Annotated in this window: 24 protein-coding genes; 12 read left to right on the plus strand and 12 right to left on the minus strand. The window is 68.3% G+C overall.

Annotation, left to right across the window (positions count from 1 at the left end; all coding sequences use genetic code 11):
* Positions 1 to 3: 3 nt before the first annotated feature.
* From ACYKG1_RS12245 to ACYKG1_RS12255, 3 genes are read left to right on the plus strand one after another with little or no spacing between them, the layout of a single operon-like run.
* Positions 4 to 2,268, plus strand: coding sequence for a DUF802 domain-containing protein (locus tag ACYKG1_RS12245; protein ID WP_478470623.1), 2,265 nt, complete (start codon positions 4 to 6; stop codon positions 2,266 to 2,268).
* Positions 2,265 to 2,903, plus strand: coding sequence for an OmpA family protein (locus ACYKG1_RS12250; protein ID WP_032129979.1), 639 nt, complete (start codon positions 2,265 to 2,267; stop codon positions 2,901 to 2,903). The genes ACYKG1_RS12245 and ACYKG1_RS12250 overlap by 4 nt, the downstream gene beginning before the upstream one ends.
* Positions 2,821 to 3,261: a DUF2894 domain-containing protein gene (locus ACYKG1_RS12255; protein WP_329809544.1), complete on the plus strand. Its 441-nt coding sequence runs from the start codon at positions 2,821 to 2,823 to the stop codon at positions 3,259 to 3,261. Before ACYKG1_RS12250 ends, ACYKG1_RS12255 begins: the two co-directional genes overlap by 83 nt.
* A 295-nt stretch (positions 3,262 to 3,556) precedes the next feature.
* Here ACYKG1_RS12255 and ACYKG1_RS12260 read toward each other — a convergent pair whose 3' ends face one another.
* From ACYKG1_RS12260 to ACYKG1_RS12300, 9 genes are all read right to left on the minus strand, one after another.
* Positions 3,557 to 4,315, minus strand: a complete 759-nt coding sequence (locus tag ACYKG1_RS12260; protein WP_478470624.1) for a 2,3-dihydro-2,3-dihydroxybenzoate dehydrogenase — start codon at positions 4,313 to 4,315, stop codon at positions 3,557 to 3,559.
* The gene (locus tag ACYKG1_RS12265) at positions 4,306 to 8,196 is read right to left on the minus strand and encodes an amino acid adenylation domain-containing protein (protein WP_478470625.1); all 3,891 of its coding nucleotides are present in this window, start codon (positions 8,194 to 8,196) and stop codon (positions 4,306 to 4,308) included. Before ACYKG1_RS12265 ends, ACYKG1_RS12260 begins: the two co-directional genes overlap by 10 nt.
* On the minus strand, positions 8,193 to 8,450 hold the full coding sequence (locus ACYKG1_RS12270) for a phosphopantetheine-binding protein (protein WP_100472890.1): 258 nt from the start codon (positions 8,448 to 8,450) through the stop codon (positions 8,193 to 8,195). The genes ACYKG1_RS12265 and ACYKG1_RS12270 overlap by 4 nt, the downstream gene beginning before the upstream one ends.
* A complete protein-coding gene (locus tag ACYKG1_RS12275; RefSeq protein WP_262082385.1) occupies positions 8,450 to 9,082 on the minus strand; it encodes an isochorismatase family protein in 633 nt (210 codons plus the stop codon). The genes ACYKG1_RS12270 and ACYKG1_RS12275 overlap by 1 nt, the downstream gene beginning before the upstream one ends.
* Positions 9,082 to 10,734, minus strand: a complete 1,653-nt coding sequence (locus tag ACYKG1_RS12280) for a (2,3-dihydroxybenzoyl)adenylate synthase (RefSeq protein WP_478470626.1) — start codon at positions 10,732 to 10,734, stop codon at positions 9,082 to 9,084. The genes ACYKG1_RS12275 and ACYKG1_RS12280 overlap by 1 nt, the downstream gene beginning before the upstream one ends.
* Entirely contained in the window at positions 10,731 to 11,924 is a 1,194-nt protein-coding gene (locus tag ACYKG1_RS12285; RefSeq protein WP_478470627.1) for an isochorismate synthase, read from the minus strand. The genes ACYKG1_RS12280 and ACYKG1_RS12285 overlap by 4 nt, the downstream gene beginning before the upstream one ends.
* On the minus strand, positions 11,921 to 13,117 hold the full coding sequence (locus ACYKG1_RS12290) for an MFS transporter (protein ID WP_100472902.1): 1,197 nt from the start codon (positions 13,115 to 13,117) through the stop codon (positions 11,921 to 11,923). Before ACYKG1_RS12290 ends, ACYKG1_RS12285 begins: the two co-directional genes overlap by 4 nt.
* 151 nt (positions 13,118 to 13,268) lie before the next feature.
* On the minus strand, positions 13,269 to 13,580 hold the full coding sequence (locus ACYKG1_RS12295) for a DUF3817 domain-containing protein (RefSeq protein WP_032129991.1): 312 nt from the start codon (positions 13,578 to 13,580) through the stop codon (positions 13,269 to 13,271).
* A 113-nt stretch (positions 13,581 to 13,693) separates the two neighbouring features.
* Positions 13,694 to 14,629: a TIGR03571 family LLM class oxidoreductase gene (locus ACYKG1_RS12300; RefSeq protein WP_478470628.1), complete on the minus strand. Its 936-nt coding sequence runs from the start codon at positions 14,627 to 14,629 to the stop codon at positions 13,694 to 13,696.
* A 66-nt stretch (positions 14,630 to 14,695) separates the two neighbouring features.
* Here ACYKG1_RS12300 and ACYKG1_RS12305 point away from each other — a divergent pair, with 66 nt between their 5' ends.
* The 5 genes from ACYKG1_RS12305 to ACYKG1_RS12325 all read left to right on the plus strand — a co-directional run bounded on the left by ACYKG1_RS12305 (position 14,696) and on the right by ACYKG1_RS12325 (position 18,494).
* Complete coding sequence (locus tag ACYKG1_RS12305) at positions 14,696 to 15,145, plus strand: GNAT family N-acetyltransferase (RefSeq protein ID WP_478470629.1); 450 nt, start codon at positions 14,696 to 14,698, stop codon at positions 15,143 to 15,145.
* A 119-nt stretch (positions 15,146 to 15,264) separates the two neighbouring features.
* Positions 15,265 to 16,785: a thioredoxin family protein gene (locus ACYKG1_RS12310; RefSeq protein ID WP_478470630.1), complete on the plus strand. Its 1,521-nt coding sequence runs from the start codon at positions 15,265 to 15,267 to the stop codon at positions 16,783 to 16,785.
* Between the two features lie 172 nt (positions 16,786 to 16,957).
* Positions 16,958 to 17,587 carry a superoxide dismutase gene (locus ACYKG1_RS12315; RefSeq protein WP_478470631.1) on the plus strand — a complete coding sequence of 210 codons (630 nt, stop codon included), beginning with the start codon at positions 16,958 to 16,960 and terminating at the stop codon, positions 17,585 to 17,587.
* Complete coding sequence (locus tag ACYKG1_RS12320) at positions 17,584 to 18,162, plus strand: flavin reductase family protein (RefSeq protein ID WP_100472917.1); 579 nt, start codon at positions 17,584 to 17,586, stop codon at positions 18,160 to 18,162. The genes ACYKG1_RS12315 and ACYKG1_RS12320 overlap by 4 nt, the downstream gene beginning before the upstream one ends.
* The gene (locus tag ACYKG1_RS12325; protein ID WP_478470632.1) at positions 18,159 to 18,494 is read left to right on the plus strand and encodes a tetratricopeptide repeat protein; all 336 of its coding nucleotides are present in this window, start codon (positions 18,159 to 18,161) and stop codon (positions 18,492 to 18,494) included. Before ACYKG1_RS12320 ends, ACYKG1_RS12325 begins: the two co-directional genes overlap by 4 nt.
* A gap of 5 nt (positions 18,495 to 18,499) precedes the next feature.
* Here the strand turns inward: ACYKG1_RS12325 and ACYKG1_RS12330 are convergent, their stop codons facing one another.
* The gene (locus tag ACYKG1_RS12330; RefSeq protein WP_075677930.1) at positions 18,500 to 19,648 is read right to left on the minus strand and encodes a fatty acid desaturase family protein; all 1,149 of its coding nucleotides are present in this window, start codon (positions 19,646 to 19,648) and stop codon (positions 18,500 to 18,502) included.
* A gap of 11 nt (positions 19,649 to 19,659) precedes the next feature.
* Entirely contained in the window at positions 19,660 to 20,730 is a 1,071-nt protein-coding gene (locus ACYKG1_RS12335) for a ferredoxin reductase (RefSeq protein WP_262083261.1), read from the minus strand.
* A gap of 92 nt (positions 20,731 to 20,822) precedes the next feature.
* Here ACYKG1_RS12335 and fabR point away from each other — a divergent pair, with 92 nt between their 5' ends.
* The 3 genes from fabR (at position 20,823) to ACYKG1_RS12350 (ending at position 24,459) form a co-directional block, all read left to right on the plus strand.
* Positions 20,823 to 21,479 (plus strand): HTH-type transcriptional repressor FabR, encoded by a 657-nt coding sequence (gene fabR / locus ACYKG1_RS12340; RefSeq protein ID WP_100472925.1) that lies wholly within the window; start codon positions 20,823 to 20,825, stop codon positions 21,477 to 21,479.
* Positions 21,480 to 21,755: 276 nt separating this feature from the next.
* Positions 21,756 to 23,909 (plus strand): TonB-dependent receptor plug domain-containing protein, encoded by a 2,154-nt coding sequence (locus ACYKG1_RS12345; protein ID WP_478470633.1) that lies wholly within the window; start codon positions 21,756 to 21,758, stop codon positions 23,907 to 23,909.
* Complete coding sequence (locus ACYKG1_RS12350; protein WP_100472931.1) at positions 23,899 to 24,459, plus strand: thioredoxin-like domain-containing protein; 561 nt, start codon at positions 23,899 to 23,901, stop codon at positions 24,457 to 24,459. Before ACYKG1_RS12345 ends, ACYKG1_RS12350 begins: the two co-directional genes overlap by 11 nt.
* A 68-nt stretch (positions 24,460 to 24,527) precedes the next feature.
* Here the strand turns inward: ACYKG1_RS12350 and mntR are convergent, their stop codons facing one another.
* Positions 24,528 to 24,998 (minus strand): manganese-binding transcriptional regulator MntR, encoded by a 471-nt coding sequence (gene mntR, locus ACYKG1_RS12355; RefSeq protein WP_014037494.1) that lies wholly within the window; start codon positions 24,996 to 24,998, stop codon positions 24,528 to 24,530.
* 117 nt (positions 24,999 to 25,115) lie between these two features.
* Here mntR and ACYKG1_RS12360 point away from each other — a divergent pair, with 117 nt between their 5' ends.
* Positions 25,116 to 26,447 (plus strand): Nramp family divalent metal transporter, encoded by a 1,332-nt coding sequence (locus tag ACYKG1_RS12360; RefSeq protein WP_478470634.1) that lies wholly within the window; start codon positions 25,116 to 25,118, stop codon positions 26,445 to 26,447.
* Positions 26,448 to 26,482: the final 35 nt, after the last annotated feature.

Consider the following 26,482-nt stretch of genomic DNA (forward strand, 5'->3'; position numbering starts at 1 on the left):
ACCATGTCCAGAACTGCTTTCCATGTCGTTGTCTTCCTTGTCGGCCTGCTGGCCGTGTGCTGGATAGGCATTGGCTACGTTTCGGTGCATCCGCTGGGTGCAGCGGTGGCGGCGATCATCGCGGCCTGCTACATCGCCGGTGGCGTGGAGCTGTACCGCTACCGCCAGGCCAGCAACGGCCTGCGCAGCGCACTGAGTGACCTGTCCAGCGCGAAGGAGAGCCTTGCCCCCTGGCTGGAACGCGTGCCGGTGGGCCTGCGCAACGCGGTGCGCCTGCGCGTGGAAGGCGAGCGCACCGCCCTGCCCGCGCCGGTGCTGACCCCGTACCTGGTTGGCCTGTTGGTGCTGCTGGGCATGCTCGGCACCCTGCTGGGCATGATGGACACCCTGCGTGGCACCGGCCTGGCCCTGCAGAGCGCGACCGACATGGCCGCCATCCGCGGCTCGCTGGCGTCGCCGGTCCAAGGCCTGGCGGTGGCATTCGGCACCTCGATCGCCGGTGTGGCCAGCTCGGCCATGCTCGGCCTGCTGGCCGCGCTGCTGCGCCGTGACCGCCTGCAGGCCGTGCAGCAGCTGGACCGTGCCATTGCCGGCGACCTGCACCCGTACTCCCAGGCGTGGCAGCGCGCTGAATCGCTGCGCCTGCTGCAGGCACAGTCCGCCGCGCTGCCGGCGCTGGTCGACCGCCTGCAGGCGATGACCAGCACCTTCGAACAGCACAGTGCGGTCGCCAATGAGCGCCTGCTGGCCGGCCAGGCCGAGTTCCTGGCCCAGAGCCAGGCGCTGCAGGAACGCCTGGCCGTCTCGCTGCAGCAGTCGCTGCGCGAAGGTGCCGAGGCCAGCGCCGCTGCCATCGGTGGCGCGCTGCAGCCGATGGCCGAAACCACCCTGGCTGGCCTGGCCCGTCACGGCGAAGCACTGCACACCCGTGTCGAGCAGGCGGTGCAGCAGCAGTTGTCTGGACTGAGCGACGGTTTCGAGCGCAGCCGCGTCGCCACCGAGGCCAGCTGGGCCAAGGTGGTGAGCGAGCAGACCCAGGCACAACAGGCGCTGGTGAGTGATCTGCGCCAGCACCTGCAGGCCTTCAGCGATGGCCAGGGCACGCACGCCGAAGCACTGGTCGCGCGCATCGGCGAGCGCCTGCAGGCCGATGCCAGCGGCAATGCCGAGGCCTGGCGCGCCGCCGCCGAACAGCAGCAGGCACTGAATACCGCGCTGGTCGAACGCCAGCAGCAGGCGTTGCTGGCCGCCAGCGAGCATCTGGACGCGCGTGCGCAGGCGCTGCTGCAGGCACTGGAACAACACCACGGCGCCAGGCAGGCGTTGCTGCAGGATCACGAACTGCAGCGTTCGCAGCAGTGGCAGGCCGCGCAGGCCGCCGCCGCGACCGCGCACGCCGAACTGCAGGCCAGCCTGGACAGCCGCGAGCAGCAGCGCCAGGCGCGCTGGGACGCGGTCAGTGCCGAACTGCAGCAGGCCCACGCCGCGCTGCAGGCCCAGCTGCAGGCCAGCGACGAGCAGCGCCTGCAGCGCTGGAGCGATGCCCTGCAGCACGTTTCCACCGATCTGGCCGAGCGCCTGCAGGCCAACGGCGAACGCCTGGCCGCGCAGCAGCAGCAGGTCTGCGACACGCTGGCGGCAACCGCGCAGCAGATCGGCGAGAACGGTCGCGCCCAGGCCAGCGCCACGCTGGCCGAAGTGTCCACCCTGCTGCAGACGGCCGCCGCTGCGCCGAAGGCCGCCGCCGACGTCATCAACGAGCTGCGCAGCACGCTGTCCGAGAGCCTGGTGCGCGACAACGCGATGCTGGAAGAGCGCGGCCGCCTGCTGGCCACCGTGCAGACCCTGCTGGATGCAATCAACCACGCTTCGCACGAGCAGCGCACCGCGGTGGACGCCCTGGTCGGCGGTTCGGCTGAGCTGCTGGAACGCGTCGGCAATCGCTTCACCGACCATATCGCCGCCGAGACCGGCAAGCTGGATGGCATTGCCGCAGCGCTCAGCGGCAGCGCCGGCGACGTCGGCCAGCTGGCTGGCGCCTTCGGTGAGGCGGTCGCGCAATTCGGCAGCGCCTCCACCGAACTGTCCAGCCGCCTGGAACAGATCGGCGGCGCGCTGGATGCCTCGCTGGCCCGCAGCGACGAACAGCTGGCCTACTACGTGGCACAGGCGCGCGAGGTGGTCGACCTCAGCCTGCTGTCGCAGAAGCAGGTGATGGAAGAACTGCAGCAGCTGGCTGCGCGCCGCGCCAAGGCCGGCAGCGCATGAGCGACGAGTTGGAGGTCGATGGCGGTTCGCACGCCCCGATCTGGGCCGCCTTCGGCGACCTGATGTCGGTGCTGCTGGGTGCGTTCGTGCTGATACTGGTCGGTGTGGTCGCCGTGCAGCTGGAGCTGTCGCAGCGGCTGGACCAGGAAGTGAAGCAGCGCCAGGCCGAGGCCAAGCGCCTGCAGACCCTGGAACAGGCGCTGGCTGGCCCGTTGGCCGCCGGTCGCGTGACCCTGGTCGACGGCCGCATCGGCATCAGTGGCAGCGTGTTGTTCGCGCTGAACTCCGACCAGCTGCAGCCGGAAGGCCAGGAGCTGCTGCGCAGCCTGGCCGCACCGCTGGCCGCCTACCTGGGCACGCGCGAAGAGATCCTGATGGTCAGCGGCTTCACCGATGACGCACCGGTGCGCGAAGGCAACCGCCGCTTCGCCGACAACTGGGAGCTGTCCGCGCAGCGTTCGCTGACCGTGACCCGCACCCTGATCGCCGACGGCGTGCCGGCCGACGCAGTATTTGCCGCCGCGTTCGGCAGCGAGCAGCCGGTCAGCTCCAATGCCAGCGAAGACGGCCGTGCACGCAACCGGCGCGTGGAAATCGCACCGATTCCCAAGCCCAAGGCCACCGATGCCAAGTAAGCCGCCCGCGCTGGAGGGCCTGCGCGCACTGGTGCGCGACCTCGATGCGGGGTCGCGCTCGCTGCCGCACTATCCCCAAGTGCCGATGCTGCAGCAGGTGCAGCGCGAGTGGTCGGAACTGCGCAGCGAACTGCAGGTGCGCCGCTCGTTGCGCACCGAAGCGCCCGCCGACGGCGGCCCGCTGAACTCGGCGGTGCTTGTGCAGCGCATGCTGGACACGATGCAGGCGACCAGCCCCGGCTACCTGCGCCACTTCATCGACTATGTGGACACTCTGTCCTGGCTGCAGGCGCTGCAGGATGGTGCGGCCAGCGGCGGCGATGCCACGAAGCCGAAGCGCACGCGCAAGCCGCGCTGAACACCGATGGGTAGTGCCGGCCGCTGGAAGGTGGGCTGCACGCAGCTCGAACATCCAGTGAACATGATCCGGCATGACAACCCACGCGAGTGACTGCACCAGCCCCCGGCGTTCGATGTAATTGAACGGGTCGATTACACATGCCACTGCAGCTTCGCTTTCAAAGAGCCGGCGGCGCAGACATGTGGTCGTAGACCTGACCGGCAATGGAACGCCGGACCAGGCGGAGGCGATGGCCAACGACCAACGGCCGGCACTACCAGCACCATGGGTTGCCTCCCGGCATTGGCAGACCTCAGCCGCGCAGGGTAGCGCCGCCGTCCACGTACAGGTCGCTCATCGCCACGTGCCCGGCCTGCTCGGAGAGCAGGAACATCACCGAGTGCGCGACATCCTCCGGGGTGGCCAGCTTGCGCAGCGGGATGCCGGCCTTGTAGGTCTCCGGGCTGCCGGCGATCACCCGCTCTGCCCCATGCTCGTCCTGCCACATGCCGGTCTGCATCGGGGTCAGCGTTGAACCCGGGGCGACGATGTTGCAGCGAATGCCGAGTGGCGCCAGTTCCAGCCCGAGGCAGCGGGTGAACATCGTGGCGGCGGCCTTGGACGCGGCATAGGCCGCCATGCCGTGCCGTGGCACGCCGGCCGCATTCGAACTGACGGTGACGATCGCGCCGTGCCGTCGTGGTGACATGACCCGCGCCAGCGCACGCCCGACATGGAACACGCCATCGGCGTTGACCGCGAACACCTGGCGCCAATCGGCATCGGTGGTGCCGGCCACCTCGCCCACGTGCAGCACCCCGGCCACGCTGGCGGCGAGGCCGATCGGCCCGATGCTGGCTTCTACACGATCCACCAGCGCGTCCACCGCCACGCTGTCGGTCACATCGAGCGCAAACGCCTGCACACGTGCATCTGCTACCACGGGCGCCTCGCGATCGGCCGCCACCACCGTGCAGCCAGCCTCGGCCAGCAAGCGAACCAGCGCCTCGCCGATACCGCCGGCAGCGCCGGTCACCAGTGCCACGCGACCCTCAAAGCCGGTCAACTGCATGTTGCGATCTCCTGTTGCTCATCCCAGTGGCGCAGGCGCGCCGACAACCACGGCGCCAGTTGCGCCACCGCATCGCGGCCGGTCAGCTCGGCGTGCAGGAACGGTAGTTCCAGTGCCTGCACCCTGAGTGCGTGTGCGCGCCACAACGCCGATTGCAGCTGCGGCCGCGCCTGATGGTCGCGACCCGCGCGCACATGCACCAACGTGCCGTCGAACGGCCGATGATGATGCTCCCGGATCAAGCGATTGGTACCGGTCACTGCACGCACCACCCCATCCAGCACGACATCGGGCAGGCTGCCGAGCGCACTGCCGCCACGGCGCAGGAAGGCGAGGATGCGCTCACGGCTGTCCAGCTCCGGATGTGCGTCGGGGTCATGCCCGGCAATCGCCAGAAGGGCGCGCAGTGCTGCGATAGGATCGGGTTCCGGCTCGGCGCGCCACACTTCGCTGGGGTAGGCATCCAGCAGCACCAGTTCACCGACCTCACGACCAATCTCATGCAGGCGCACCGCCATCGCCTGGGCGAGGATGCCGCCCACCGACCAGCCCAGCAGGTGCACCGGTCCCTTCGGCTGCAATGCGACCACGCGCTGCACGTAGTCGTTGGCCATGGCTTCGATGCTGGGCGGCAACGGCTGCTTCGGATCCAGCGCGGGCGACTGCAGGCCGTACACCGCGCGCGTCGGCTGCAGGGCGCGCGCCAGACTGCGATAGTTCCAGGCAATGCCGCCAGCCGGGTGCAGTACGAACAAGGGCGCCAGCTCGGCCGCATCGGTCGCGGCCAACGAGATCACCGGTCCCAACGCGTGATCGGCCAGCGCCGGTGGTTCGGCGATGCGCGTCGCCAGTGCGGCCACGGTCGGCTGTGCGAACAAGGCGCCCAGGCCCAGATCGCAGCGCCAGCGCTGTTCGATGGCCAGCAGCAGGTGCACTGCCGACAGCGAGTCGCCGCCGAGGTTGAAGAAGTCCGCATCCACCGCCACCGGTGATTCGCGGCCCAGCGCCTGTGCGAACAGCACGGCCAGTTCCTGTTCGAGCGGCGTGCGCGGCGCCAGCCCAGCAAGCTCGTTCTGCGGCGGCTTCGGCAAGGCGTTGCGGTCGAGCTTGCCGTTGGCGGTCACCGGCCAATGATCCACGGCAACGAACGCCGACGGCATCATGTAGTCCGGCACGCGTGTGGCCAGATGGCTGCGCAGCACGCTGGCGTCTGCCAGCGCGGACGGCACATAGGCGACCAGCCGGGCATCACCGGGTGCGTCCTGGCGCAGCAGCACTTCCACCCGCTCCATGCCCGGCAGCTCACGCAGCGCCGCCTCGATCTCCCCCAGTTCGATGCGCAGGCCACGCAGCTTTACCTGGTGATCGCTGCGGCCCAGGTATTCGACTGCGCCATCGCTGCGCCAACGCGCTACGTCGCCAGTGCGGTAGATGCGCTCACCCGGCAGGAACGGATCGGCCAGAAAGCGTTCGGCGGTCAGGTCATCGCGACCCAGGTAGCCACGCGCCAACTGCACGCCCCCAAGGTAGAGGTCGCCAGCCACGCCCACCGGCAGCGGCTGCATCCGCGCGTCCAGTACGTACAGGCGGGTATTCCAGACCGGGAAACCGATCGGTACCGGCCGTGCGCGATCCTGCGCCGAGGCCGGCCAGTAGCTCACGTCTACTGCTGCTTCGGTCGGGCCATACAGGTTGTGCAGCTCGGCGTGCACGCGCCCGTGGAAACGATCGCGCAGCGATGCGTCCAGCGCCTCACCACTGGTGAACACGCGCCGCAGCTGCAGGCCTTCGGAGGCCGGTGCAGAGAGGAAGGCATCCAGCATCGACGGCACGAAGTGCGCCGTGGTGATGCGATGGGCCTGGATCAGTCGCGCCAGCTCTGTGGGATCCCGATGTGCATCCGGCCCGGCGATCACCAGCGTGGCTCCGCACAGCAGCGGCAGGAAGAATTCCCAGACCGAGACATCGAAGGTCGCCGGTGTCTTCTGCAACACCCGGTCGTCGGCACGGATGCCGTAGTGCTCACGCATCCACAGCAGGCGGTTGACGATGGCGCGGTGCTCGATGACCACGCCCTTTGGCTCCCCGGTGGAACCGGAGGTATAGATCACATAGGCTGCATCGCTGGGCGCCGGATCGGCCCATGGTGCCGCGAAACTCAGCGCGGTCCACTGCTTGGGTGCGAGCACCGGCACACCGGCCATGCGCTTCGACACGTCCGCCGCTGCCAGCACGCAGGCCGGTCGTGCCGAGGCAAGGATGCGGGCCAGGCGTTCGTCAGGATGGGCCAGATCCAGCGGCAGGTAGGCGGCGCCGGCACGCAGCACCGCCACCAGCGCGATCACCAGTTCCAGCGAGCGCGGCAGCGCCACCGCCACCACACTGCCCGGGCCGACGCCCATCGCGCGCAGCTGCGCGGCAAGTGCGAAGCTGCGCGCTTCCAGCGTTGCGTGATCCAACGCGGCGTCGCCGAACACCAGCGCGGGTGCCTGTGGATCGCGGTCCATGCCCTGTTGCAGCAGCTCGACCAGCGTGGTCTGCGGCAGTGCATGCGCGGTGGCATTGAAACCGTGCACCACCTGCTGCGCTTCTTCAACGGTGGCCAGCGGCACCGCCGCGATGTCTTCAGCCTCAAGCGCCGCCGACACGAAATGCAGCAGCCGCGCCGCGTGCGCCTGCACATCCTGGCGGCTGTAGAGCGCGGGATTGGCTTCAATCTCCAGGTCCAGCAGGCGCTGGCCGTCACCACGGAAGCCCAGCGTCAGATCGTCAACCGGCCCGGTGCACAGCACCTCCAGCGTGGCCTGCACCCCCGGCAAGGCCAGCGGCGTGTAGAACGGCTGCACGTTCACCAGCGGCCCATGCAGCCGTTGCTGCGCGCCCACCAGGCCCAGGTCACGGCGCAACTGCTCCCCACGATAGCGGCCGTGCTTGCGGCCCTGGCTGAGTTGCCGGCCCAATGCCCGGGTAAACGCCTCGACACTGCCCTCGCCGGCCGCCACCCGCAGCGGCAGCACGTTCATCACCATTGCCGGAACGCGCGCCGATGCGTTGCCGAGCCGGCCCATATAGGGCACGCCCAGCACCACTTCATCGGTGGCGCTCATTCGTCGCAGATACTCGGCAGACAGTGCGGCCAGTACATCCGGCCACGGTTGCAACCAACGCACCGAGGCCTGCAGCAGCCGTTCACGGAACCCGGCATCCAGCGGCTGTACCCAGCGCAGCGCATCGTCGCTGGCCGCCATGGTGCCCGCCAGGCCCACGCCTGCCGGCGCCCCCTGCAACTGTTCGCGCCACCAGTGCCCGGCCTGCGCACGGCGCGGATCGGCACGGTACGCGGCATCATCGGCGAGCACTCCTGCCAAGGCCGGCAGCGCCTCACCGCCACGCCCTGCGTACAACGCGCAGACGCGATCGGTGAACAGTGCCATGCCATAGCCATCGGCGGCCAGGTGATGCACGCGCAGATACCAGACCCAGCGCTGCCCGCCCAGATCGAACAACACCTGCTGGCTGATACGGTCGCGGGTTGGATCGACCGCGCTGAGCCGGTCGGCCTGCATCAGGGCGCGCGCCGCCGACGCCGGGTCGGCCTCGCTGGATAGATCACGTAGCGACAGCAGCGGCACATGCGCCGGATCACGCCACTGCAGCGGCTGACCGTCGGCTCCCTCGGCAAAGCGCAGTGCGAAAGCCTGGGCTTCGCCCGCCGCCTGGTCTGCCGCGGCAGCGAACGCGGCCACATCCAGCGGGCCGTCGATCCACACCGCATGCGCGGTATTGAACGATGGATTGCCCGGTGCCAGCCGCTGCGCGAACCACAGTCCGGCCTGGGCCTCGGTCAATGCCACCGGCGTGGCCAGCGCGGCGGCGTTCATGCGTTCTGCGCGGCCTGCAGCTTCTGTACCACACCCCACCACTGGCGCAGCGTGGTGTGCTCGGCCAGCTGCGAGAACTCCAGCGGCAGACCGGTGTTGCCCCAGGCCAGGACCAGGCCGAGCATGCGCATCGAATCCAGATCCAGGTCGATCAGGTTGTCGTCGTCACCGATCTCGGCCGGCGTGCACTCCAGCACCCGCGCCACGTCGGCACGCATCCGCTCCAGATCCAGCACCTCAGCCGTGGCCGCCATCACAGCACCTCCAGCAGCTGATCCGTGGTCATCGGCACGCCACAGGTGCGTGCGATCCAGTGCAGCGCCTGATCGTGGTCGGCGCGGGAGAAATCCGCCACCGCGTCAGCTGCGATGAACGCCTCGATGTCACGCTGGAAGGCTTCGACCACGGTGGCAGTGCAGCCGATATGCGCGTAAACGCCGGTCACCAGCAGCTGGTCGCGGCCACGCACCCGCATCAGTGTTTCCAGGTTGCTGCGCTGGAACGCGCTGTAGCGGTGCTTCACCAGCACATGCTCGCCAGGTTGCGGTGCCAGCGCCTCGATGATCGGCTCATGATCGGCACTGCGGCGCATGCCCGGCCCCCACAGGTCGGCCTGCAGGCCACGGTCGCGGCGATCCTGGTCGCCCTGCTGGGCGGTGTAGAACACCGGAATGGCGTGTGCGCGGCAATGCGCCAGCAGGCGCGCGATGTTGTCCACCGCGGGCCGCAGCGGCGCGTTCCCGGCGTCGAATGCGGCCAGGAAGTAGCGCTGCATGTCATGCACCAGCAGTGCGACACGATCGCGCTGCGGGCGCCACGGGCCGCGCGCCTGCGGCAGTTCGGCAGCGGTCGGCAAGGGATAGTGGGTGATGCGGGGCAGCGCCATCAGCGCGTTCCTCCTGTCTGTTGCAGATGACGCGCACGCAGCTGCGCGCGCAGTTCGCGGCGGCTGATCTTGCCGACCGCGGTGGTATCGAAACTTTCGACGAACACGACCTGGTCCGGCACCTTGAAGGCGGCCAGGCCGCGCGTGCGCATCCAGGCCTTCAGTGCAGGTGCCTTGATCGGCTCACCCTGCTGGATCACGAACGCGCAGCTGCGCTCACCGAGATACTCGTCGGGAATGGAGACCACGGCGGCGTCGAACACGCCCGGGTGCGCCAGCAGATGGTCTTCGATCTCCTCGGCGGAAATCTTCTCGCCCGCCCGGTTGATATGGTCACCGGCGCGGCCCTGCACCACCAGGTAGCCACCGGGCAACTGCTGCACACGGTCGCCGGTGCGGTAGAAGCCGTCGTTGGTGAACGAACGCGCATTGGCCACCGCATCGTTGTGGTAGCCACGGATGGTGTACGGGCCGCGGGTCAGCAGATGGCCTACTTCACCTTCGCGCACCGGCTGATCGTGGTCATCGACCACGCGTACCTCGTCATCCGGGCTGATCGGCCGGCCCTGGCAGGCCACGATCAGTTCCTCCGGATCGTCCAGGCGAGTGTAGTTGACCAGCCCCTCGGCCATGCCGAACACCTGCTGCAAGGTGCAGCGCAGGCCGTCGATCACGCGCCGTGCCGCTTCCGGCACCAGTTTGGCACCGCCCACCTGCAGCACCTGCAGGCTGGACAGATCGTGTGGGGTGGTCGCCGCCGCCTGTGCCCACAACAGCGCCAAGGGCGGCACCAGGCCACAGCAGGTCACCTTCTCGCGGGCGATCAGCGGGAAGGCCGCATCCGGTCCGGGGCCGGGGCTTAGCACTACGCGGGCGCCGGCATACAGCGCACCGAAGAAGCCGGGCGAACTCATCGGGAAGTTGTGCGCGGCCGGCAGCGCGACCAGGTACACGCTGTCGCGGTCGATGCCGCAGAGGTCATTGCTGGCACGGAACGAATAGATGTAGTCGTCGTGGGTGCGTGGGATCAGCTTGGACAGCCCGGTGCTGCCACCGGAGATCTGCAGGAACGCCACCGACTGCGGATCCGGATCGGCCGGCAGCTCGCTGCGGTCGCCCTGCAGCGACTCCAGCGCGATGAATTCCGCGGCACCGCCATCAATCACCACATGGCGAACCGACGGCACCTCCGCCTGCAGCGCCCGCGCCAGCCCGCGATGATCGAAGCCATCGTGCAGGTCGGTAGTGATGTAGGCACTGGCCTCGGCCTTGTTGGCGAAGTGCACCAGCTCGGTGATGCGGTGCGCAGGCAGCGCATACACCGGCACCAGCCCGGCACGGAACAGCCCGCATACCGTGGTGATGAACCCGGCGGTGTTGCCCAGCTGCACCAGCACCCGGTCGCCTGGCTGCAGGCCGAGCGCCAGCAGGCCGGCGCCGATGCGACCGGCTTCGTGCCACAGCTGCGCATAGCTCAGGCGTACATCGCCGGCGACCACTGCGATGTCATCGGCGTAGCATTCCGCGCGTTGGCGCAGGAATGCCGGGAAGGTTTCGCCACGCCAATGACCGGCCTCGCGATAGCGCGCCACCAGCTCATCAGGCCATACCTGCTGCAGTGGCAAGCGGGAAGTATCAGCGGAGGTATTCATACGGCAGGCTCGATGGCGGGCGCGGCGTCATGGACGCCCAGCGCGTTCAACAGGGCAGCGAACTTCGCTGCGGTTTCGGCGACCTCGGCCTCGGGCGCTGAGTCGGCGACGATGCCGGCGCCGGCGTACAGGCGCAGCTGCGTGCCCTGCAGCCGTGCGCAGCGGATCGCCACGTACCAGTCGCCATCACCCTGTGCATCCAGCCAGCCGACCGCGCCAGCGTAGAAACCACGCGGCACCGGCTCCAGCTCACGGATGCGCTGCAGTGCCGCCAAGCGCGGTGTCCCGCAGACCGCCGGTGTGGGATGCAGTTGCGCCAGCAGCTCGGCCGCCGTTGTCTGCGGATCCTTCAGGGTCGCGTGGATGCGGGTACCCAGGTGCCACATGCTGGCAGTCGCATGCAGCGCCGGCCGCGCCTGTGCATCGATGTGGCTGCAGTACGGCGCCAGGCCTTCGACGATGGCTTCGACCACGTGGCGATGCTCGTCATGGTCCTTGCGCGAGGCCAGCAGCGCCTGCGCGGCACGCTCGTCTTCGACGGCATCGGCGCTGCGGCGCGCGGACCCGGCCAGCGGGTGCGACAGCAGCTGCACGCCACGCTTGCGCAGCAGCAGCTCCGGCGTTGCCCCGACCAGCCAGGCCGGCGCCTGCCCCAGTTCGACCGGCAACGGCACCGCATAGGTGGCCACCGAGGGATCCGCACCCAACCGTGCCAGCAGCACCTCCGGTGAAAGCGCCTGCCGGGTGCGGGCCAGCAGGCTGCGTGCCAGCACCACCTTGTGCAGGTCCTGTTCGGGCGCGCGCAGCGCGCTCACGGCTGCGGCAACCGCGCCGGCATAGTCCTGCGCTGCGGGCTCGGCCTGCAGCGCCCCCTCCAGCGGCGGCGCCGCCTGTGGCTGCAGCGGCAACGCCGGCAGCAGCCGCTCGGGCTGGTACAGCGCGTCGTCGGCACGCGGCTCGAACGGCACCGCGCCCACCAGCAGGCCCGGGCCGCCACGCTGCTGGGCGAAGAACTCCGCAACCCGCTCGGCCAGGGTTGCCAGTGCGCCACCGGGCAGCGTCGCCCGGCAACCACGTGCGTGCACATGCTGGCCAGCATGCTGCAGCAGGAACAGCGACGCATCGTCGGTGTTCTCCAGCGCCGCCGGCGCAGCCTCCGGCCACGCCGCCTGCATCAGGGAATCGTTCATGGGGTCTCCTTCATGCGATGCACTGCGGCCAGCGCGCACAGCAACAGCAGCAGCGTGCCGACCAGCAGGTATGGCAGGCTGGGCCCGCCGCGATACAACAGCGTGCCGAGCATCGGCCCGGCCACCATGCCCAGGCCCTGCGCGGCAGCAACGGTGCCCGCAGCCGCACCCTGCTCGTGCGCTTCCACCGCGTCCGCGGCCAGCGCCTGGAACGAGGGGAATACGAAGCCCATGCCGAACGCGGCCAGCGCGTACGCCGCCGGCAACTGCCAGCCCTGCTGCACGCCCGCTACCGAAGCAAAGCCGATTCCGGAAACGAGGGCGCCGAGCACGATCCAGCGGCGTGGATGCACGTCCAGTTTCATCACCAGCGCCTGCGCCAGGATCAGTCCGACGCCAACCGCGGTAAGTGCGATGCCGGCCATGCGTGCACCCGCAGCTGCATCCAGGCCAAGGCGATCAATCGCGAAAAAACCCACCGTCACCTGTGCGATGGTCACCGAGATCATGGCAATGAATGCAGCCAACTGTGGCAGGCGCAAGCGTGGGTCGAGACGGCGCATCGGCGCGCGCCGCTGCGTTCCGCCGCCGGCCACTGGTGGCGTGGCCGGCAGCCGCCAGGCCAGCAATGCCAGCGCCAGCAGCGGCAGCACGGCGGCCACATACAGCGCCAATGACAGGTTCGTATAGGCCAGCCAACCCGCGGCAGCCGGCCCCAGCACCATGCCCAATGCGTTGGCACTACCCAGCCGGGCGAGGAAATTGGCACGCTGTCCGGTCGGCGCCTTGTCGGCAATCAGCGCGGCAGCAGTGGGCGGCACCGCCGCGTAGAACAGGCCAATCAGGCCACGCGCACCGACCAGCACCAGCACCGATACCAGTACCGGCGGCACCGCCTGCAGGGCGACGTCGATGAACACCGCCAGCGCGATGTAGACCACGGTGTACGCGCTCATCGCCAACATCAGCACGCGCTTGCGACCGATGCGGTCGCTGAGCTGGCCCCACGGACGGGCCGCCAGCATCCACAGCACGCCGGCGGCGGTGACCGACAGGCCGGCATGCCACTCGGACAGACCGAGCATGCGGACCACCGGGCCGATCACAGCGACGAAGGACATCATCGCCATGGTGCCGATCAGGGCAGCCAACACCAGCGCCGGCAAGCCGGGAACGACGGGACGTGCGTGCATGGAACACCAGCCGTAACAGGAAAGGATGGCCGGGCGCACCTGCGCCCCGCCCGGCACCGGCCCTGTTCAGGACTGGATGCCGCCCTTAAATGATAACGGCTCGTATTTGCATTTGATACCCATTCTCTTGAATGGGCGTGCAACAGTGGGTTCAGCGCATTGCACGCAGGCCCAGCAGGCCGCGGCGCTTGAACCACCATTCCAGCGGCAGCGTCACCAGCGGCGGGATGGCCGCCAGCAGGGCCAGCGCGCTCGCCCACCACGGCCAGCGCAGACGCACCGCCGCGAACAGGGTGACCGCCACGTAGACCAGGAAGGCCACGCCGTGCAGCGGGCCGAACAGCTTCACCAACGCCACGTTGGCCATGGGGCCGTACTTCATCCACATGCCGATGAGCAGGCCGGCCCAGGTCACGGCCTCGATGAAAGCGACCGCCGCGAACAGGCGTCCGGTCGGGTGCATGGGGGAACGTTGGGTCACGCGGGGCTCCGGCATCGGGATATCAAATGCGAATGATACGCAGATGCGAACGTTCCGGACACCGCCGGGTAGCGCCGGGCCACCAAGGTGGACACCTACCGGAGCATATGCGGCAGCACCTGCTCCCCGATCTCGCGCAGCACCGCGTCCATCGGCCGCCCGTTGTCGACCAGGTTGAACATCACATGCGCCACGCCCTGCGCATGCACGCGCATCAGATAGGCGCGCAGACCGTCGCGGCCGACCTTCAGGCCCAGCGGCAACGGCTCGGCTGGCGCCTGCGGATCCGCCTGCAGGTCCAGCAGCATCGACTGCACGAACGGCTTGCCTGGCCCATTGCGCTGCCCCAGCGCCTGCTGCCACAGGCCGATGCGCCCTTCCTGTGCGGCCTCCTCGCGGTGATACGTGGCCCAGCCCTCGGCTTCGCGCGCGATCCACTGCAGGCTCTGCCGCGCGGTACCCACCACCAGCATCGGGATGCGCGTGGCCGGCGCCGGCAGCACATCAAAGCCACCGGTCGCCTGCAGCACTGTTGCCCGTTCCCCGGCATCGGGTGACAGTGCGGCGCGCAGCAGCGACCAGCGCTCGCGGAACGTGGCCGCCCTCCCCTCCAGATCCTCGCCGAACGCAGCGAACTCCTCCAGGCGGTCACCCGAACCCAGGCCCAGTACGAAGCGCCCGTCACTGATCCGGTCCAGGCTCAAGGCCGACTTCGCCACCTGCAGCGGTTGCCGCAGCGGCAGCACAATGGCCGCGCTGCCGACCACGATGCGCTCGGTCGCGGCGGCCAGCATGCCCAGCCACAGGAACGGGTCATCCAGTGCGCTCGCTGTCGCATCCGGGCCCTGCGGTACCATCAACGGCACGTCGCGCGTCCACAACGCGGCAAAGCCCAGGTCATCGGCCAGCCGTGCAATGCGCCGCGCCTCGCGCGGATCGGCCAGCCCATGCGCCGCAACGGGCGTCATCAGGCCCAGGCTCAGTCCTTGTTGCGGAAACAACGAAGCGTAGGCGGGATTGAATTCACTCATGCCGCCAGCTTAGCGTGCAGGTACCTGGCGACGATGACACGCCACACACCACAGGAAGAACGCTGCATGCCGAAGATCCGTCCCGCTCATGCCGATGACCTGCCTGCGATCAGTACGCTGTGCCTGGCCGCGTTCAACGAGGCAGTGGCGCCGACGCTCGGCGCTGCCGGCATTGCCACGTTCGGCAGTGTCGCTGCAGCGGATGCGTTCGCTGTGCGCCTGCAGGGTGACAACCACATCCTGGTGGCCGAGCAGGACGGCCTCATCGTCGGCGTGATCGAACTGAAGGAAGGCCGGCACCTGGCGATGCTGTTCGTCGATCCCGCCTGCCAGGGCCAGGGCATCGGCCATGCGCTGTTCGAGGCGGTGCTGCCGCAGGTGCGCGAACCGGTGCTGACCGTGCGCGCATCCCTCAATGCGGTGCCGACCTACCTCCGCTATGGCTTCGTGCTGGATGGTGATGTAAGCGAGTTCAATGGTCTGGTGTATCAGCAGATGGTGCGGGCAACGGCCTGAAGGCAACTGCCCTGCAATGCGCGCCGGCCGTCATGCCCTGCAGCACGCCCGTCATAAGCAAACTGAATCAGCGCCTGCGCCGGCCGTTCCTACAATGGCCTTTCACCCCGCCCTTCGAGATGCTGCCGATGCGCGTCGCGCTTTCCGTGTTGCTGCTGGCTTCGGCGCTGAGCGCCTGCACCCCGGCCCCGGTTTCCACCGCCAACTCCGCCGAGGCGCCCGCACCGGCCAAGGGAATCGCCTGGCGCCAGGGCGACGTCGATGATGCCTTCGCCGAGGCCGCCGACAGCGGCAAGCCGGTGCTGCTGTACTGGGGCGCCGTCTGGTGCCCACCGTGCAACCAGCTCAAGGCCGGCCTGTTCAAGGACCCGGCGTTCATCGCGCTGACCAGCAAGTTCGTGCCGGTCTACCTGGATGGCGACGAGGAAGGTGCGCAGGCCTGGGGCGAGCGCTTCGGCGTGCGCGGCTACCCGACGCTGATCGTGCTGGACCCGCAGCGCAACGAAATCACCCGTGTGGCCGGTGGCAATGACGCCGCCGAACTGACCCGGGCCCTGACCGTGGCTGCAGGCCGCCGCAGTGCTGTTGCTGCCACCCTGGCTACCGCATTGGCTACACCGGGCCGGCTGGCCGCCGAAGACTGGCAGGTGCTGGGCGACTATGGCTGGGAAGTAGACGCCAACCGCCTGGCCGGCGAGCGCCGGAGCCAGGACGTGCTGCGCCAGCTGTCCAAGGCCGCACCCGGCGCCGCCCTGCAGCGCCGTTTCGCCCTTCTTGCCCTGGCTACAGCCGAAAAGCCCGATGCCGCGCCCACCGAAGTGCGCGAACTGCTGCAGGCCGTGCTGGCGCAACCTGCGGAGGTGCGTCGCAACCGCGAGCTGCTGGGCTATGCCGGCGCCAAACTCGTGAAGCAGGCCAGCGCAGGCCCGGCCACGTCCAATACACTGGGCCAGCAGCTGCTGGTCGCACTGGAGCGCGCCGATGCCGAACGCGGCGACCGCGCCGACGATGCGTTGTCGCGTGCGTTGACCGAAGTATCGCTGGCCCGCCAGCAGCAGCCAAAGGGCGCGTTGCCGGCCGCGCTGGTGGAACGGGTGAAGCAACGCGTGGCCGCTGCCGATGCCGCCGCTACCGATGCGCATGCACGCCAGGCCACCATCGGCAGTGCGGTCTATGCCCTGCGCGAGGTCGGCGACGACACGGGGGCAGAGGCGCTGTTGCTGGCCGAGCTGAAGCGCAGCGAACAGCCGTACTACTACATGCCCGAACTGGCCGAACTGGCCGAGCAGCGCGGCGACACCGCCGGTGCGCTGGCGTGGCTGAAGCGCGCCTACGATGGCGCGCAGGGCCCGGCCACCCGCGTGCAGTGGGGCGTGCTCTACGTGGAAGGCCTGCTCAAGCTGGCGCCGGACGATGCACCGCGCATCGAGCAGGCCACCGCCTCGTTGATTACCGAGCTGGAGGCACAACCGTCGGGCTACCACCAGCGTACCCGCCAGCGTTTCGAGCGCCTGGCCGGGCAGCTGAAGGCGTGGAGCAGCAAGCACCGGGGCGCAGAGACGCTGGCGCGCTTGCAACAGCGGATGCAGCAGGCGTGCGGTGAACAGGTGGATGGTGCGTGCAAGGATTGGTTGAGTTGAGATTCGGTAGTGCCAGCCCATGGCTGGCAGCTCGAGGTGCATGAAGCTGCCAGCCATGGGCTGGCACTACTGAATCTTCTCCTGCTTCTGCTCTTGACCTCAACCAATGTTGAGGTGCGATAACGATCTCCCCACGGCCGGTCCGCTGGCCTTCCCCACGGAGATTGCTTCGATGCCTTACTCGCTTCCCCCGCTCCCTTACGCCTATGACGCTCTTGAGCCGCACTTCGATGCGCGCACGATGGAGATCCATCACAGCAAGCACCACCAGACCTACGTCAACAACCTCAATGCCGCCATCGAGCAGGCCGGCCTGGCTGCGCAACCGGTCGAGGCGCTGATCGCCAACCTCGATGCCGTGCCCGAAGCGCAGCGCGGCGCGGTCCGCAACAACGGCGGTGGCCACGCCAACCACAGCCTGTTCTGGACCGTGCTCGGCGCCAACGGCGGCACGCCCGATGATGAGCTGGCCGCCGCCATCGACCGCGACCTCGGCAGCTTCGATGCCTTCAAGGACGCCTTCACCAAGGCCGCACAGACCCGCTTCGGCAGCGGCTGGGCCTGGCTGACCAGCGATCGCGCTGGCCGCCTGCAGGTTGAAAGCAGCGCCAACCAGGACAGCCCACTGATGGGCGCAGCGGTCGGGCTGTCCGGCAATGCCCCGATCCTGGCACTGGACGTCTGGGAACACGCCTACTACCTGCACTACCAGAACCGTCGCCCGGACTACATCGGTGCGTTCTTCAACATCATCAACTGGGCCGAGGTTGGCCGGCGCTACCGCCAGGCCAGGGCCTCATGAGCGGTGAGACACTGCCGTACGCCGGGCCGTGGGCGGGGGTCTTCCCCGCCCCGGCCCCGGTGCCGTCGGTCGAGATGCCGCCGCGTGCCCTGCGGCGCCTGCTCGGCCACTTTCCTACCGGCGTGGCCATCGTCTGCGCACGCGATGCGCAGGGAAAACCGGTCGGCCTGACCATCAATTCGTTCGTACCGGTGTCGCTGCAGCCGCCACTGGTGCTGTGGAACCTGGCGTTGCACGCACAGAGCCTGTCCACCTTCCAGCGTGCCACCCGCTTTGCGATCAGCGTGCTGGCAGCCGATCAGGAGGGGCTGGCACGGCGCTTCGCCGATCCGCAGGTACGCAACCGCTTCGACGACCTGCCACTGCTGGACGACGACGAAGAGGCACCGCCGCGCATTGCCGGTGCGGTGGCCCATCTCACCTGCACCCGCCACGCGCAGTGGCCGGTGGGCGATCACCTGTTGCTGGCCGGCCGCATCATCGAGGTCAACGAGAACGGCGGCGCGCCGCTGCTGTTCCATCGTGGCCGCTTCCAGCCCGGCCCGGCCGAGCTGCTTGTGGAGGTGCGCGGATGAACATCGAGGCTCTGGAAGGCATGCTGGCCAGCGGCAAGGACGGCGCGCTGCTGCGCTTCGGCCTGGGCAAGGGCTGGCTGGATGCCGGCAACCCGGTGCGCGCGGCCACCCATCTGGGCCGCTGCGTGGTGCTTGATCCACAGTACTCGGCCGCGTGGAAGCTGCTGGGCAAAGCCTGGCTGGCCGGCGGCCAGCCGCAGGCGGCACGCGAGGCCTGGCAACGCGGCCTGAGCGTGGCCGGCAGCAAGGGCGACCAGCAGGCACGCAAGGAAATGCAGGTGTTCCTGCGACGCCTGGACCGCGATCAAGCGGCCCTGGCGAAAGCGGGCTGAGCCGATCAGCCCGCGTTGGCCGATGCCGGTGCGGACATGATGTCCGACATCGGCAGGCGGCGTGGCTTGCTCGGGAACGCGTGGCGCAGGATTCGCCAGACCACCTGGCCGAACTGGCGCGGCAGCGAGCCGTTGTTGTAGTGCTGGCCGTAGCGGCGGCAGATGTCCTTCACTTCCTTGGCAATGGCCGCATAGCGGTTGGCCGGCAGGTCCGGGTAGAAGTGGTGCTCGATCTGGTGGCTGAGGTTGCCCGACAGCACGTTGATCAGGAAGCCACCACTGATGTTGGACGAACCGCGCAGCTGGCGCAGGTACCAGTGTCCACGCGATTCATTGCGCAGGCACTCCTTCGGGAAGGTCTCCGATTCGGCGGTGAAGTGGCCGCAGAAGATGATCACGTAGGTCCAGATGTTGCGCAGGCCATTGGCCACCAGGTTGCCCAGCATCACGGTGAGGAAGAACGGGCCGGCCAGCAGCGGGAAGAACACGTAGTCCTTCAGCACCTGGCGCAGCATCTTGCGCGCCACCGGGCGGGTCTGCAGCCACATCGCACGCGCACTCATGCGGCCCTTCAGCCAGCGGCCCAGGCGCAGGTCCTGCGCAGCCACGCCCCACTGGAACAGCAGTGCGAAGATCGGCGCGATGATCGGCTGCAGCAGGTAGAACGGCTTCCAGCGCTGTTCCGGGAAGATCCGCAGCAGGCCGTAGCCGATGTCATCGTCCATGCCACGCACGTTGGTGTAGGTGTGGTGGCGGAAATTGTGGGTCTTGCGCCAGTTGTCGGCAGTGGCAACGATGTCCCACTCGTAGGTGTTGCCGTTGAGCTTGGGGTCGCCGGTCCAGTCGAACTGGCCGTGCATCACGTTGTGGCCCAGCTCCATGTTCTCCAGGATCTTCGACAGCGCCAGCAGCAGCGTGCCGGTGATCGCGGCCGGCCACAGCAGCGGCATCCAGAACAGTGGCGAGAACGCCGCCAGGAACAACAGGCCACGGCCACCCACGCCGAACCAGCGCACGGCGGCGGCCACGCGGCGGATGTAACGGGTATCGGAGGCACCGAGGCTGCCGATCACACGGTCGCGGATCGCGTCGAGTTCCTCACCGAAGGCATGCATCTCGGCAGTACTCAGGGCACGGTCGGTAGCGCGGGTCATGGCAGGCGTCCTCAGAGATCCAGGGTCAGGTCGGTGGTCGGTGCGCTCACGCAGATCCGCACCGGCTGCGCCGATCCGGATTGCAGGTCGCCGGTGCGCAGGTGGCGGGTGGCGCCACTGACGCGGTCACAGCTGCAGGTGTTGCAGATGCCCATGCGGCAGCCGTGCCTGGGCTTGATGCCATGGGCTTCCAGGCTTTCCAGCAACGAGCTGCCGCGCGGCACGCTCAGCTGGCGGCCACTGCGGGCCAACGTCAGCACCACCTCGCCTTCGCTGCTGGCGTCGTTCAGGGGCGCTGGCGGAGTGAACGCTTCTGCCTGGAAACCCGCGACCTGGTGCGCCAGGCGTTCGCGCGCAGCGGCAACGAATCCATTCGGGCCACAGGCCAGTACATGGCGCTGCGCCAGCGGCGTGTCATCGCCGGTTACCTGCAGGTCGTGGGTATCGATGCGTGCGGCGGGTACATCGCCTTCGCGGGTGGTCAACAGGTGCACGCGCAGGTTCGGCTGGCTCGCGGCCAGCGCCTGCAGTTCATCACGGAACTGCAGGTGGGCGGAACTGCGCTCCCAGTAGAAAAGATCCACGGGCGCGGCCAGCGGGCGCTGGCAAGCCTCGCGCAGCAGGCTGCGCATCGGCGTGATGCCACTGCCGGCGGCCAACAACAGCGCCGGCGCCGCCGCCGGCAACTGGAATTCACCGAACGCAGCCCCCAGGCGGAACAACTCGCCCGGCTGCGCATGGTGGACCAGATGCTGGCTGACCCGGCCGCCATCGACCGCCTTGACGGTGAGCGCCAGCTCGCGCCGCCCCAACGCGGTGGGGCTGTAGCTGCGCTGCCACAGGCGTCCTTCAATCTCTACACCCAGGGTGACGTGCTGGCCGGCGCGCATGCCGGCCCAGTGCCGGTTGGTGCGCAGGACCAGGGTCGACGCGCCGTCGCCGGCCGGCTCACGCCGGACCAGGCGGGCCACCGGCTCATGCAGGGTCCACAGGGGATTGAGCTGGCCCGCCCAGAAATCGAACAGCGACGGCGAGACCCAGCGGTACGGAGAGAACAGGGACGGACGGACGACAGCGCTCATGGGCGAACTATACGGGCGCACATACACCTGTGTATACATGTGTATATTGAACCGGATTGGGTATGATTCAGCCTCGCCCCACCGGAACCCCCATGGCCGCCGCCACCGCCTTGTCGACGCCCGAAGATGCCAACAGCCCGGCCCGCCGTACGGTGAGCCGCGAGGATCTGCTGGCCGCCGCCCTGAAACTGATCGGGCCGCACCGCAGCCTGTCCACGCTCAGCCTGCGCGAAGTGGCACGTGAGGCCGGCATCGCGCCGAACAGCTTCTACCGGCAGTTCCGCGACATGGACGAACTGGCCGTGGCGCTGATCGATGCCGCCGGCCGCTCGCTGCGCACCATCATCGGCGAGGCCCGCCAGCGCGCCACCTCTACCGCCAGCAGCGTCGTGCGGGTCTCGGTGGAGACCTTCATGGAACAGTTGCGCGCCGACGACAAGCTGCTGCACGTGCTGCTGCGCGAGGGCGCGGTCGGCTCGGACGACTTCAAGCACGCGGTCGAACGCGAGCTGCACTATTTCGAGGAAGAGCTGCAGCACGACCTCGTGCGCCTGGCCGCACTGGATGGCGCCGTGCTGCATGCCCCGGAACTGGTGGCCAAGGCCATCACCCGGCTGGTGTTCGCGATGGGCGCCACTGCCATGGACCTGCCGCCTGAGAAGGATCCGGAGCTGGTCGAGCAGATCTCCACGATGATCCGCATGATCATCGTCGGCGCGCGCACCCCCGCCGCATTCCGCCGCGGCTGACAATCCGCTCCCAGGGTCGGATCCCTTTCCAAAGGAAAGGGCTCTGACCCCGTCCCCCTGCACCACACGGCAACGCCATCCTCCGTGCATGACCACCGGCAGGGTTGCGGCTGTCGTATGTAATGTTATAACACCCGCATGATCCACCTGGATGGGTGCTCCTCACCAAATTGCCGCAGCTTCGTTATATAGCACTTGCTATATTCATAAGCCACTGCTTTCATATGCACCAGCCAGGTCGCCCTCGCCGCCCTCCCTCCCCAAGGACGACGCCTCATGCCCGTTTCCCTCCTTCGCCGCCTGCCACTGGCTACCGCCATTGCCCTCACCCTGCCACTGCCCGCATTGGCGGCCGCCCCGAAACCCACCGAACTGGACAGGGTGCAGGTGAAAGTCAGCACCGCCACCCGCAGCGAACGCCTGCTGTCGGACGTGCCGATCCGCACCGAGGTGCTGCGCAAGGAAGACATCGCGCTGCGTGCGGCCACCGACTTCTCGCGTGCCGCCGAGCTGATCAACGGCCTGCGCGTGGAGAGCAACTGCCAGAACTGCAACACCAGCGAGGTGCAGCTGCTGGGCCTGCCGGGCGCCTACAACCAGCCGCTGTTCGATGGCATTCCGCTGCTGTCCACGCTGGGCAGCGTGTACGGCCTGGAACAGATTCCGGCCGGCTTCGTCGACCGCATCGAAGTGGTCAAGGGCGGCGGCTCGGCGCTGTATGGCCCGGGTGCGGTGGCCGGTGTGATCAACCTGATCCCGCCGCTGCCGGCGCGTAGTGGCGGCCATGTGCAGGCCGGCGTGGACGTGCTGAAGGGCACACCGCAGAAGAACGCCGACGTGCGACTGGATCTGGTCGCCAAGGACGCAGACGCCGGGCTGTCGGTGATCGCCCAGCGCAACTGGAACAGCGGCATCGACTACAACGGTGACGGCTACACCGAAATCACCCGCAAGAACCTCAAGGTCGGCGGGCTGCAGGCCTGGTATGCGCCCACGCCGGGCGCGCGGCTGCGCCTGGACCTGCAGGTGACCGATGAAACCCGCCGCGGCGGCAACCGCCTGGACCAGCCCGAGTACCTGGCCAACATCGCCGAATCGCTGGATACGAAGTACCGGCGCGGCAGCGTGTCGTGGGACCAGGAGATCAATGCCGACGTCGACTTCCGCCTGGCCTACGCCTTCGCCGACATCGACCGTGACAGCTTCTATGGCGGCCTGGGTGACGTGGTCACCGATCCCTCTGCCCCTGGCTATGACCCGTCACAGTTGGACCCGAACGTGGCTGGCAGCGCGGCCTCGCGCTCGTGGCGCCAGTACGGCCGTACCCACAACCCGCTGCACTACATCGACAGCCAGTTGAACTGGCGGCTGGGCGCGCACGCGCTCGCCTTCGGCGTGCAGTACAAGCACGAGGCGCTGCGCGACGACAACCGCACCGGTGACGGCCAGCGTCTTGCCGTGCTGGAGGATGCAACCTTCCACAACCTGGGCGCCTTCATCCAGGACGAATGGAGCCTGCGCGACGACGTCGACCTGGTGCTGGGCGCACGCGTGGACAAGAGCTCGGAGCTGGACAACGCGGTGTTCTCGCCGCGCATCGCGCTGGCCTGGCAGGCCACCCCGAACCTGAAGTGGCGCGCGGGCATCGCCACCGGCTTCCGCGCCCCGGAGATCTTCGTCGAGGACGTGCATGTCGATACCTTGGGTGGCGAACAGGTGCGCGTGCGAAACGCCGACGGCCTGAAGGAAGAGCGCGCATTGACCACCCTGTTCGGCTTCGACTGGCGTTCGGACCCGGCCAATCCGGTCTGGAGCTGGGATGCCACCGCCTCGTATGCGCGCATCCGCGATACCTTCGCGCTGGGCGAGATCCAGCGCGGTGATGACGGCCAGCTCAGCCAGCTGCGCTACAACGCCTCCGGCTCGAATGTGCTGGGCGCAGAGACCAACCTCGGCTGGCAGCCGTCGCCACAGTGGCGCCTGACCGCCGGTGCCTCCTGGTACCGCTCGCGCTTCCGCGAACCGCAACGCATCTTCGACGACACCGGCGACGGTGGCGACACGGTCATCGAGAGCCGCGACTACCTGAAGACGCCACGCTGGACCGGCCTGGCCCAGCTCAGCTGGATGCCGGCCGAGCCGTGGGAAACTTTCGTGGCGCTGCGCCACACCGGACCGATGTCGGTGCTGAACAACCGGCTGGGCGAACTGCACCGCACGCGTTCATTCCTGGTGACCGACCTCGGTGCGCGTTGGCACCGTCACCTGGGCGCGCAGGCACAGCAGGAAGTATCGGTGGCCGCAGGCGTCAAGAACGTGTTCGACCAGCGCCAGAAGGACCTGGAAGTGGGCGCGCTGCGTGACAGCGACTATGTCTACGGGCCGCGTTTCGCGCGCTCGTGGTACGTAAACCTGCGCTATGCGTTCTGAAGCCCTGCGAACGCTGTTGCTGACGTGTGCCTTGCTGCTGGCTGCACCGGCGACGGGCGCGGACCTGCATGCGCAGGTTTCCGCCTCGCTGATGCGGCCCGAGCAGCGCTCGCTGCGGCCGATGCAGTGGTCGCCGCCACCGAAACTGGTGGCGCTGTACTTCGGCGCCGACTGGTGCGCGCCGTGCCATGCCTTCGTACCCACACTGCGCAGCGTGCGCGACGCGCTGCGCGAGGCCGGCGCCGACACCGAAGTGGTGTATGTCAGCCTCGATGAGAGCGAGGCTGCGCTGCGCCGCTACATGCACGCGCAGGACATGCCGTGGCCCGTGCTGGACCCGCGCCGCGCCGCGCGCATGCCTGCACTGCAGGCCCTGGCCGGTTTGGGACCACCGAACCTGGTGCTGATCGATGCCGACGGTGCAGTGCTGGCCAATGGCTGGCAAGGCCGGCGCTACGAAGGACTGCAACCTGTATTGAAGGAATGGACGAAACGGGCGTGCGCGCAGCAGCAGGCCCATTGTCCCAACGCCGGCATCCAATCACGGTAGCGCCGGGCCATGCCCGGCGAAATGCGTGACGCCACACTACGGCCGCCGGGCATGGCCCGGCGCTACCGCTACGGCGCCCCGCCCTCGGCCTTGCGCACGAACGCTTCGAACAACGCCAACGTCTGCTCGCTCACGTGATGCTCGATACCTTCGGCATCACGCCGTGCGGTATCCGGGTCAACGCCCAGCGCCAGCAGGAAACGCTCCACGGTCTGGTGGCGCTGGCGGCTGGCATGGGCCAGCGCCTCGCCTTCGGGAGTGAGGAACACGCCGCGATACGGCCTTTGCACCACCCAACCATCACGGGCCAGCCGCCGCAGCATCTTCGCCACGGTGGGCTGGGCCACGCCCAGGCGGGTGGCGATGTCGACCTGGCGGGCCTCGCCGCCATCGGCCAGCAGGTCCGAGATCAGCTCGACATAGTCCTCCACCAGCTCCATCCGGTGCGCCTCGCGTACCTGCCGGAAGCTCTCGACCTGGCGCTCGGCCTCGATCAAGGGGGTGCTTTTCAGCGATGTCGAATCGTCGGTCTTGCCCACGCCTGCGCCTGTCCTTCCGGTGTGCTCCGGTGTTGAACCTGAATTCTGGACCAGTAACGCGATAAAGACGATTGTTTCACGTTGCTAATGACTATAGCATGGGCTATATTCGAGTCCATGAACACTCTGGCGCCCGGCAACCCTCCGGCCTCTACTCCGGCCAGCCTGGGCGCGCTCAACGCCTCGGTGGCGGTGCCCGACAAGGGCCACTGGTGGTTCCGCCTGCTGGCCTTCCTCGGCCCGGGCTACATGATCTCGGTCGGCTACATGGACCCGGGCAACTGGGCAACCGACCTCGCCGGCGGTTCGCGCTTCGGCTACCTGCTGCTGTCGGTCATCCTCATTTCCAACCTGATGGCGGTGATCCTGCAGGCGCTGTCGGCCCGGCTCGGCATCGCCACCGGCATGGACCTGGCCCAGGCCTGCCGCGCGCGTTACCCGAAGCCGGTGAACCTGGCGCTGTGGGCGTTGTGCGAGGCCGCGATCATCGCCTGCGACCTGGCCGAGGTGATCGGCACTGCCATCGCGCTGAAGCTGCTGTTCGACCTGCCGCTGCTGTGGGGTGCGGTGATCACCGCACTGGACACGCTGCTGGTACTGCTGCTGATGAACCGCGGCTTCCGTGCGCTGGAAGCCTTCGTGATCGCGCTGCTGATGGTGATCTTCGCCTGCTTCGTGGTGCAGATCGCGATGGCCGCACCACCGGTGATGGCGGTGCTGGGTGGGTTCATTCCGCGCGCACAGGTGGTGACCGATCCGCAAGCGCTGTACATCGCGATCGGCATCATTGGCGCCACGGTGATGCCGCACAACCTGTACCTGCACTCGTCGATCGTGCAGACCCGCGCCTATCCGCGTACCGACGAAGGCCGTCGCAGTGCGCTGCGCTGGGCGGTCACTGACAGCACCATAGCGCTGACCCTGGCGTTGTTCATCAACGCCAGCATCCTGATCCTGGCGGCGGCGGTCTTCCATGCCAATGGCCGGTTCGACGTGGAAGACATCGAGCAGGCACATCAACTGCTGGCGCCGATGCTGGGCGTGGGTGCAGCGGCCACGCTGTTTGCGATTGCCCTGCTGGCATCCGGCCTGAATTCGACAGTGACCGCGACGCTGGCCGGCCAGATCGTGATGGAAGGCTTCCTGCACCTGCGCCTGCCGCCATGGCTGCGGCGTCTTGCCACCCGCGCACTGGCGATCATTCCGGTGGTGGTGGTGATCATGCTGTTCGGCGACCAGGGCGCAGTGAAGCTGCTGGTGCTGAGCCAGGTGGTGCTGTCGATGCAGCTGCCGTTCGCGATCATCCCGCTGGTGCGGATCGTGACTGACAAGGTGACGATGGGCGCGCTGGTGGCGCCACGCTGGCTGGGCGGCATCGCGTGGGCAATCGCACTGGTGATCGTGGTGTTGAACGTGAAGCTGCTGGTGGACACCTTCACCGGCGGGTGACGCCAATGCCGGGATCGGTCCTGCCCCAGTAGATC

Source organism: Stenotrophomonas sp. 85239_Sma (assembly GCF_056481725.1).

Bases quoted from the DNA above. Each gene is read 5' to 3' on its own strand.
- ACYKG1_RS12300 (WP_478470628.1), bottom strand. From the start codon at position 14,629: ATGAGTGAATTCAATCCCGCCTACGCTTCGTTGTTTCCGCAACAAGGA.
- ACYKG1_RS12360 (WP_478470634.1), top strand. From the start codon at position 25,116: ATGAACACTCTGGCGCCCGGCAACCCTCCGGCCTCTACTCCGGCCAGC.
- ACYKG1_RS12345 (WP_478470633.1), top strand. From the start codon at position 21,756: ATGCCCGTTTCCCTCCTTCGCCGCCTGCCACTGGCTACCGCCATTGCC.
- ACYKG1_RS12290 (WP_100472902.1), bottom strand. From the start codon at position 13,117: ATGCACGCACGTCCCGTCGTTCCCGGCTTGCCGGCGCTGGTGTTGGCT.
- ACYKG1_RS12280 (WP_478470626.1), bottom strand. From the start codon at position 10,734: ATGAATACCTCCGCTGATACTTCCCGCTTGCCACTGCAGCAGGTATGG.
- ACYKG1_RS12330 (WP_075677930.1), bottom strand. From the start codon at position 19,648: ATGACCCGCGCTACCGACCGTGCCCTGAGTACTGCCGAGATGCATGCC.
- ACYKG1_RS12310 (WP_478470630.1), top strand. From the start codon at position 15,265: ATGCTGCCGATGCGCGTCGCGCTTTCCGTGTTGCTGCTGGCTTCGGCG.
- ACYKG1_RS12255 (WP_329809544.1), top strand. From the start codon at position 2,821: ATGCCAGCGAAGACGGCCGTGCACGCAACCGGCGCGTGGAAATCGCAC.
- fabR (WP_100472925.1), top strand. From the start codon at position 20,823: ATGGCCGCCGCCACCGCCTTGTCGACGCCCGAAGATGCCAACAGCCCG.
- ACYKG1_RS12325 (WP_478470632.1), top strand. From the start codon at position 18,159: ATGAACATCGAGGCTCTGGAAGGCATGCTGGCCAGCGGCAAGGACGGC.
- ACYKG1_RS12315 (WP_478470631.1), top strand. From the start codon at position 16,958: ATGCCTTACTCGCTTCCCCCGCTCCCTTACGCCTATGACGCTCTTGAG.
- ACYKG1_RS12275 (WP_262082385.1), bottom strand. From the start codon at position 9,082: ATGGCGCTGCCCCGCATCACCCACTATCCCTTGCCGACCGCTGCCGAA.
- ACYKG1_RS12295 (WP_032129991.1), bottom strand. From the start codon at position 13,580: ATGCACCCGACCGGACGCCTGTTCGCGGCGGTCGCTTTCATCGAGGCC.
- ACYKG1_RS12260 (WP_478470624.1), bottom strand. From the start codon at position 4,315: ATGCAGTTGACCGGCTTTGAGGGTCGCGTGGCACTGGTGACCGGCGCT.
- ACYKG1_RS12250 (WP_032129979.1), top strand. From the start codon at position 2,265: ATGAGCGACGAGTTGGAGGTCGATGGCGGTTCGCACGCCCCGATCTGG.
- ACYKG1_RS12350 (WP_100472931.1), top strand. From the start codon at position 23,899: ATGCGTTCTGAAGCCCTGCGAACGCTGTTGCTGACGTGTGCCTTGCTG.
- ACYKG1_RS12265 (WP_478470625.1), bottom strand. From the start codon at position 8,196: ATGAACGCCGCCGCGCTGGCCACGCCGGTGGCATTGACCGAGGCCCAG.
- ACYKG1_RS12335 (WP_262083261.1), bottom strand. From the start codon at position 20,730: ATGAGCGCTGTCGTCCGTCCGTCCCTGTTCTCTCCGTACCGCTGGGTC.
- ACYKG1_RS12305 (WP_478470629.1), top strand. From the start codon at position 14,696: ATGCCGAAGATCCGTCCCGCTCATGCCGATGACCTGCCTGCGATCAGT.
- ACYKG1_RS12245 (WP_478470623.1), top strand. From the start codon at position 4: ATGTCCAGAACTGCTTTCCATGTCGTTGTCTTCCTTGTCGGCCTGCTG.
- ACYKG1_RS12320 (WP_100472917.1), top strand. From the start codon at position 17,584: ATGAGCGGTGAGACACTGCCGTACGCCGGGCCGTGGGCGGGGGTCTTC.
- ACYKG1_RS12285 (WP_478470627.1), bottom strand. From the start codon at position 11,924: ATGAACGATTCCCTGATGCAGGCGGCGTGGCCGGAGGCTGCGCCGGCG.
- ACYKG1_RS12270 (WP_100472890.1), bottom strand. From the start codon at position 8,450: ATGGCGGCCACGGCTGAGGTGCTGGATCTGGAGCGGATGCGTGCCGAC.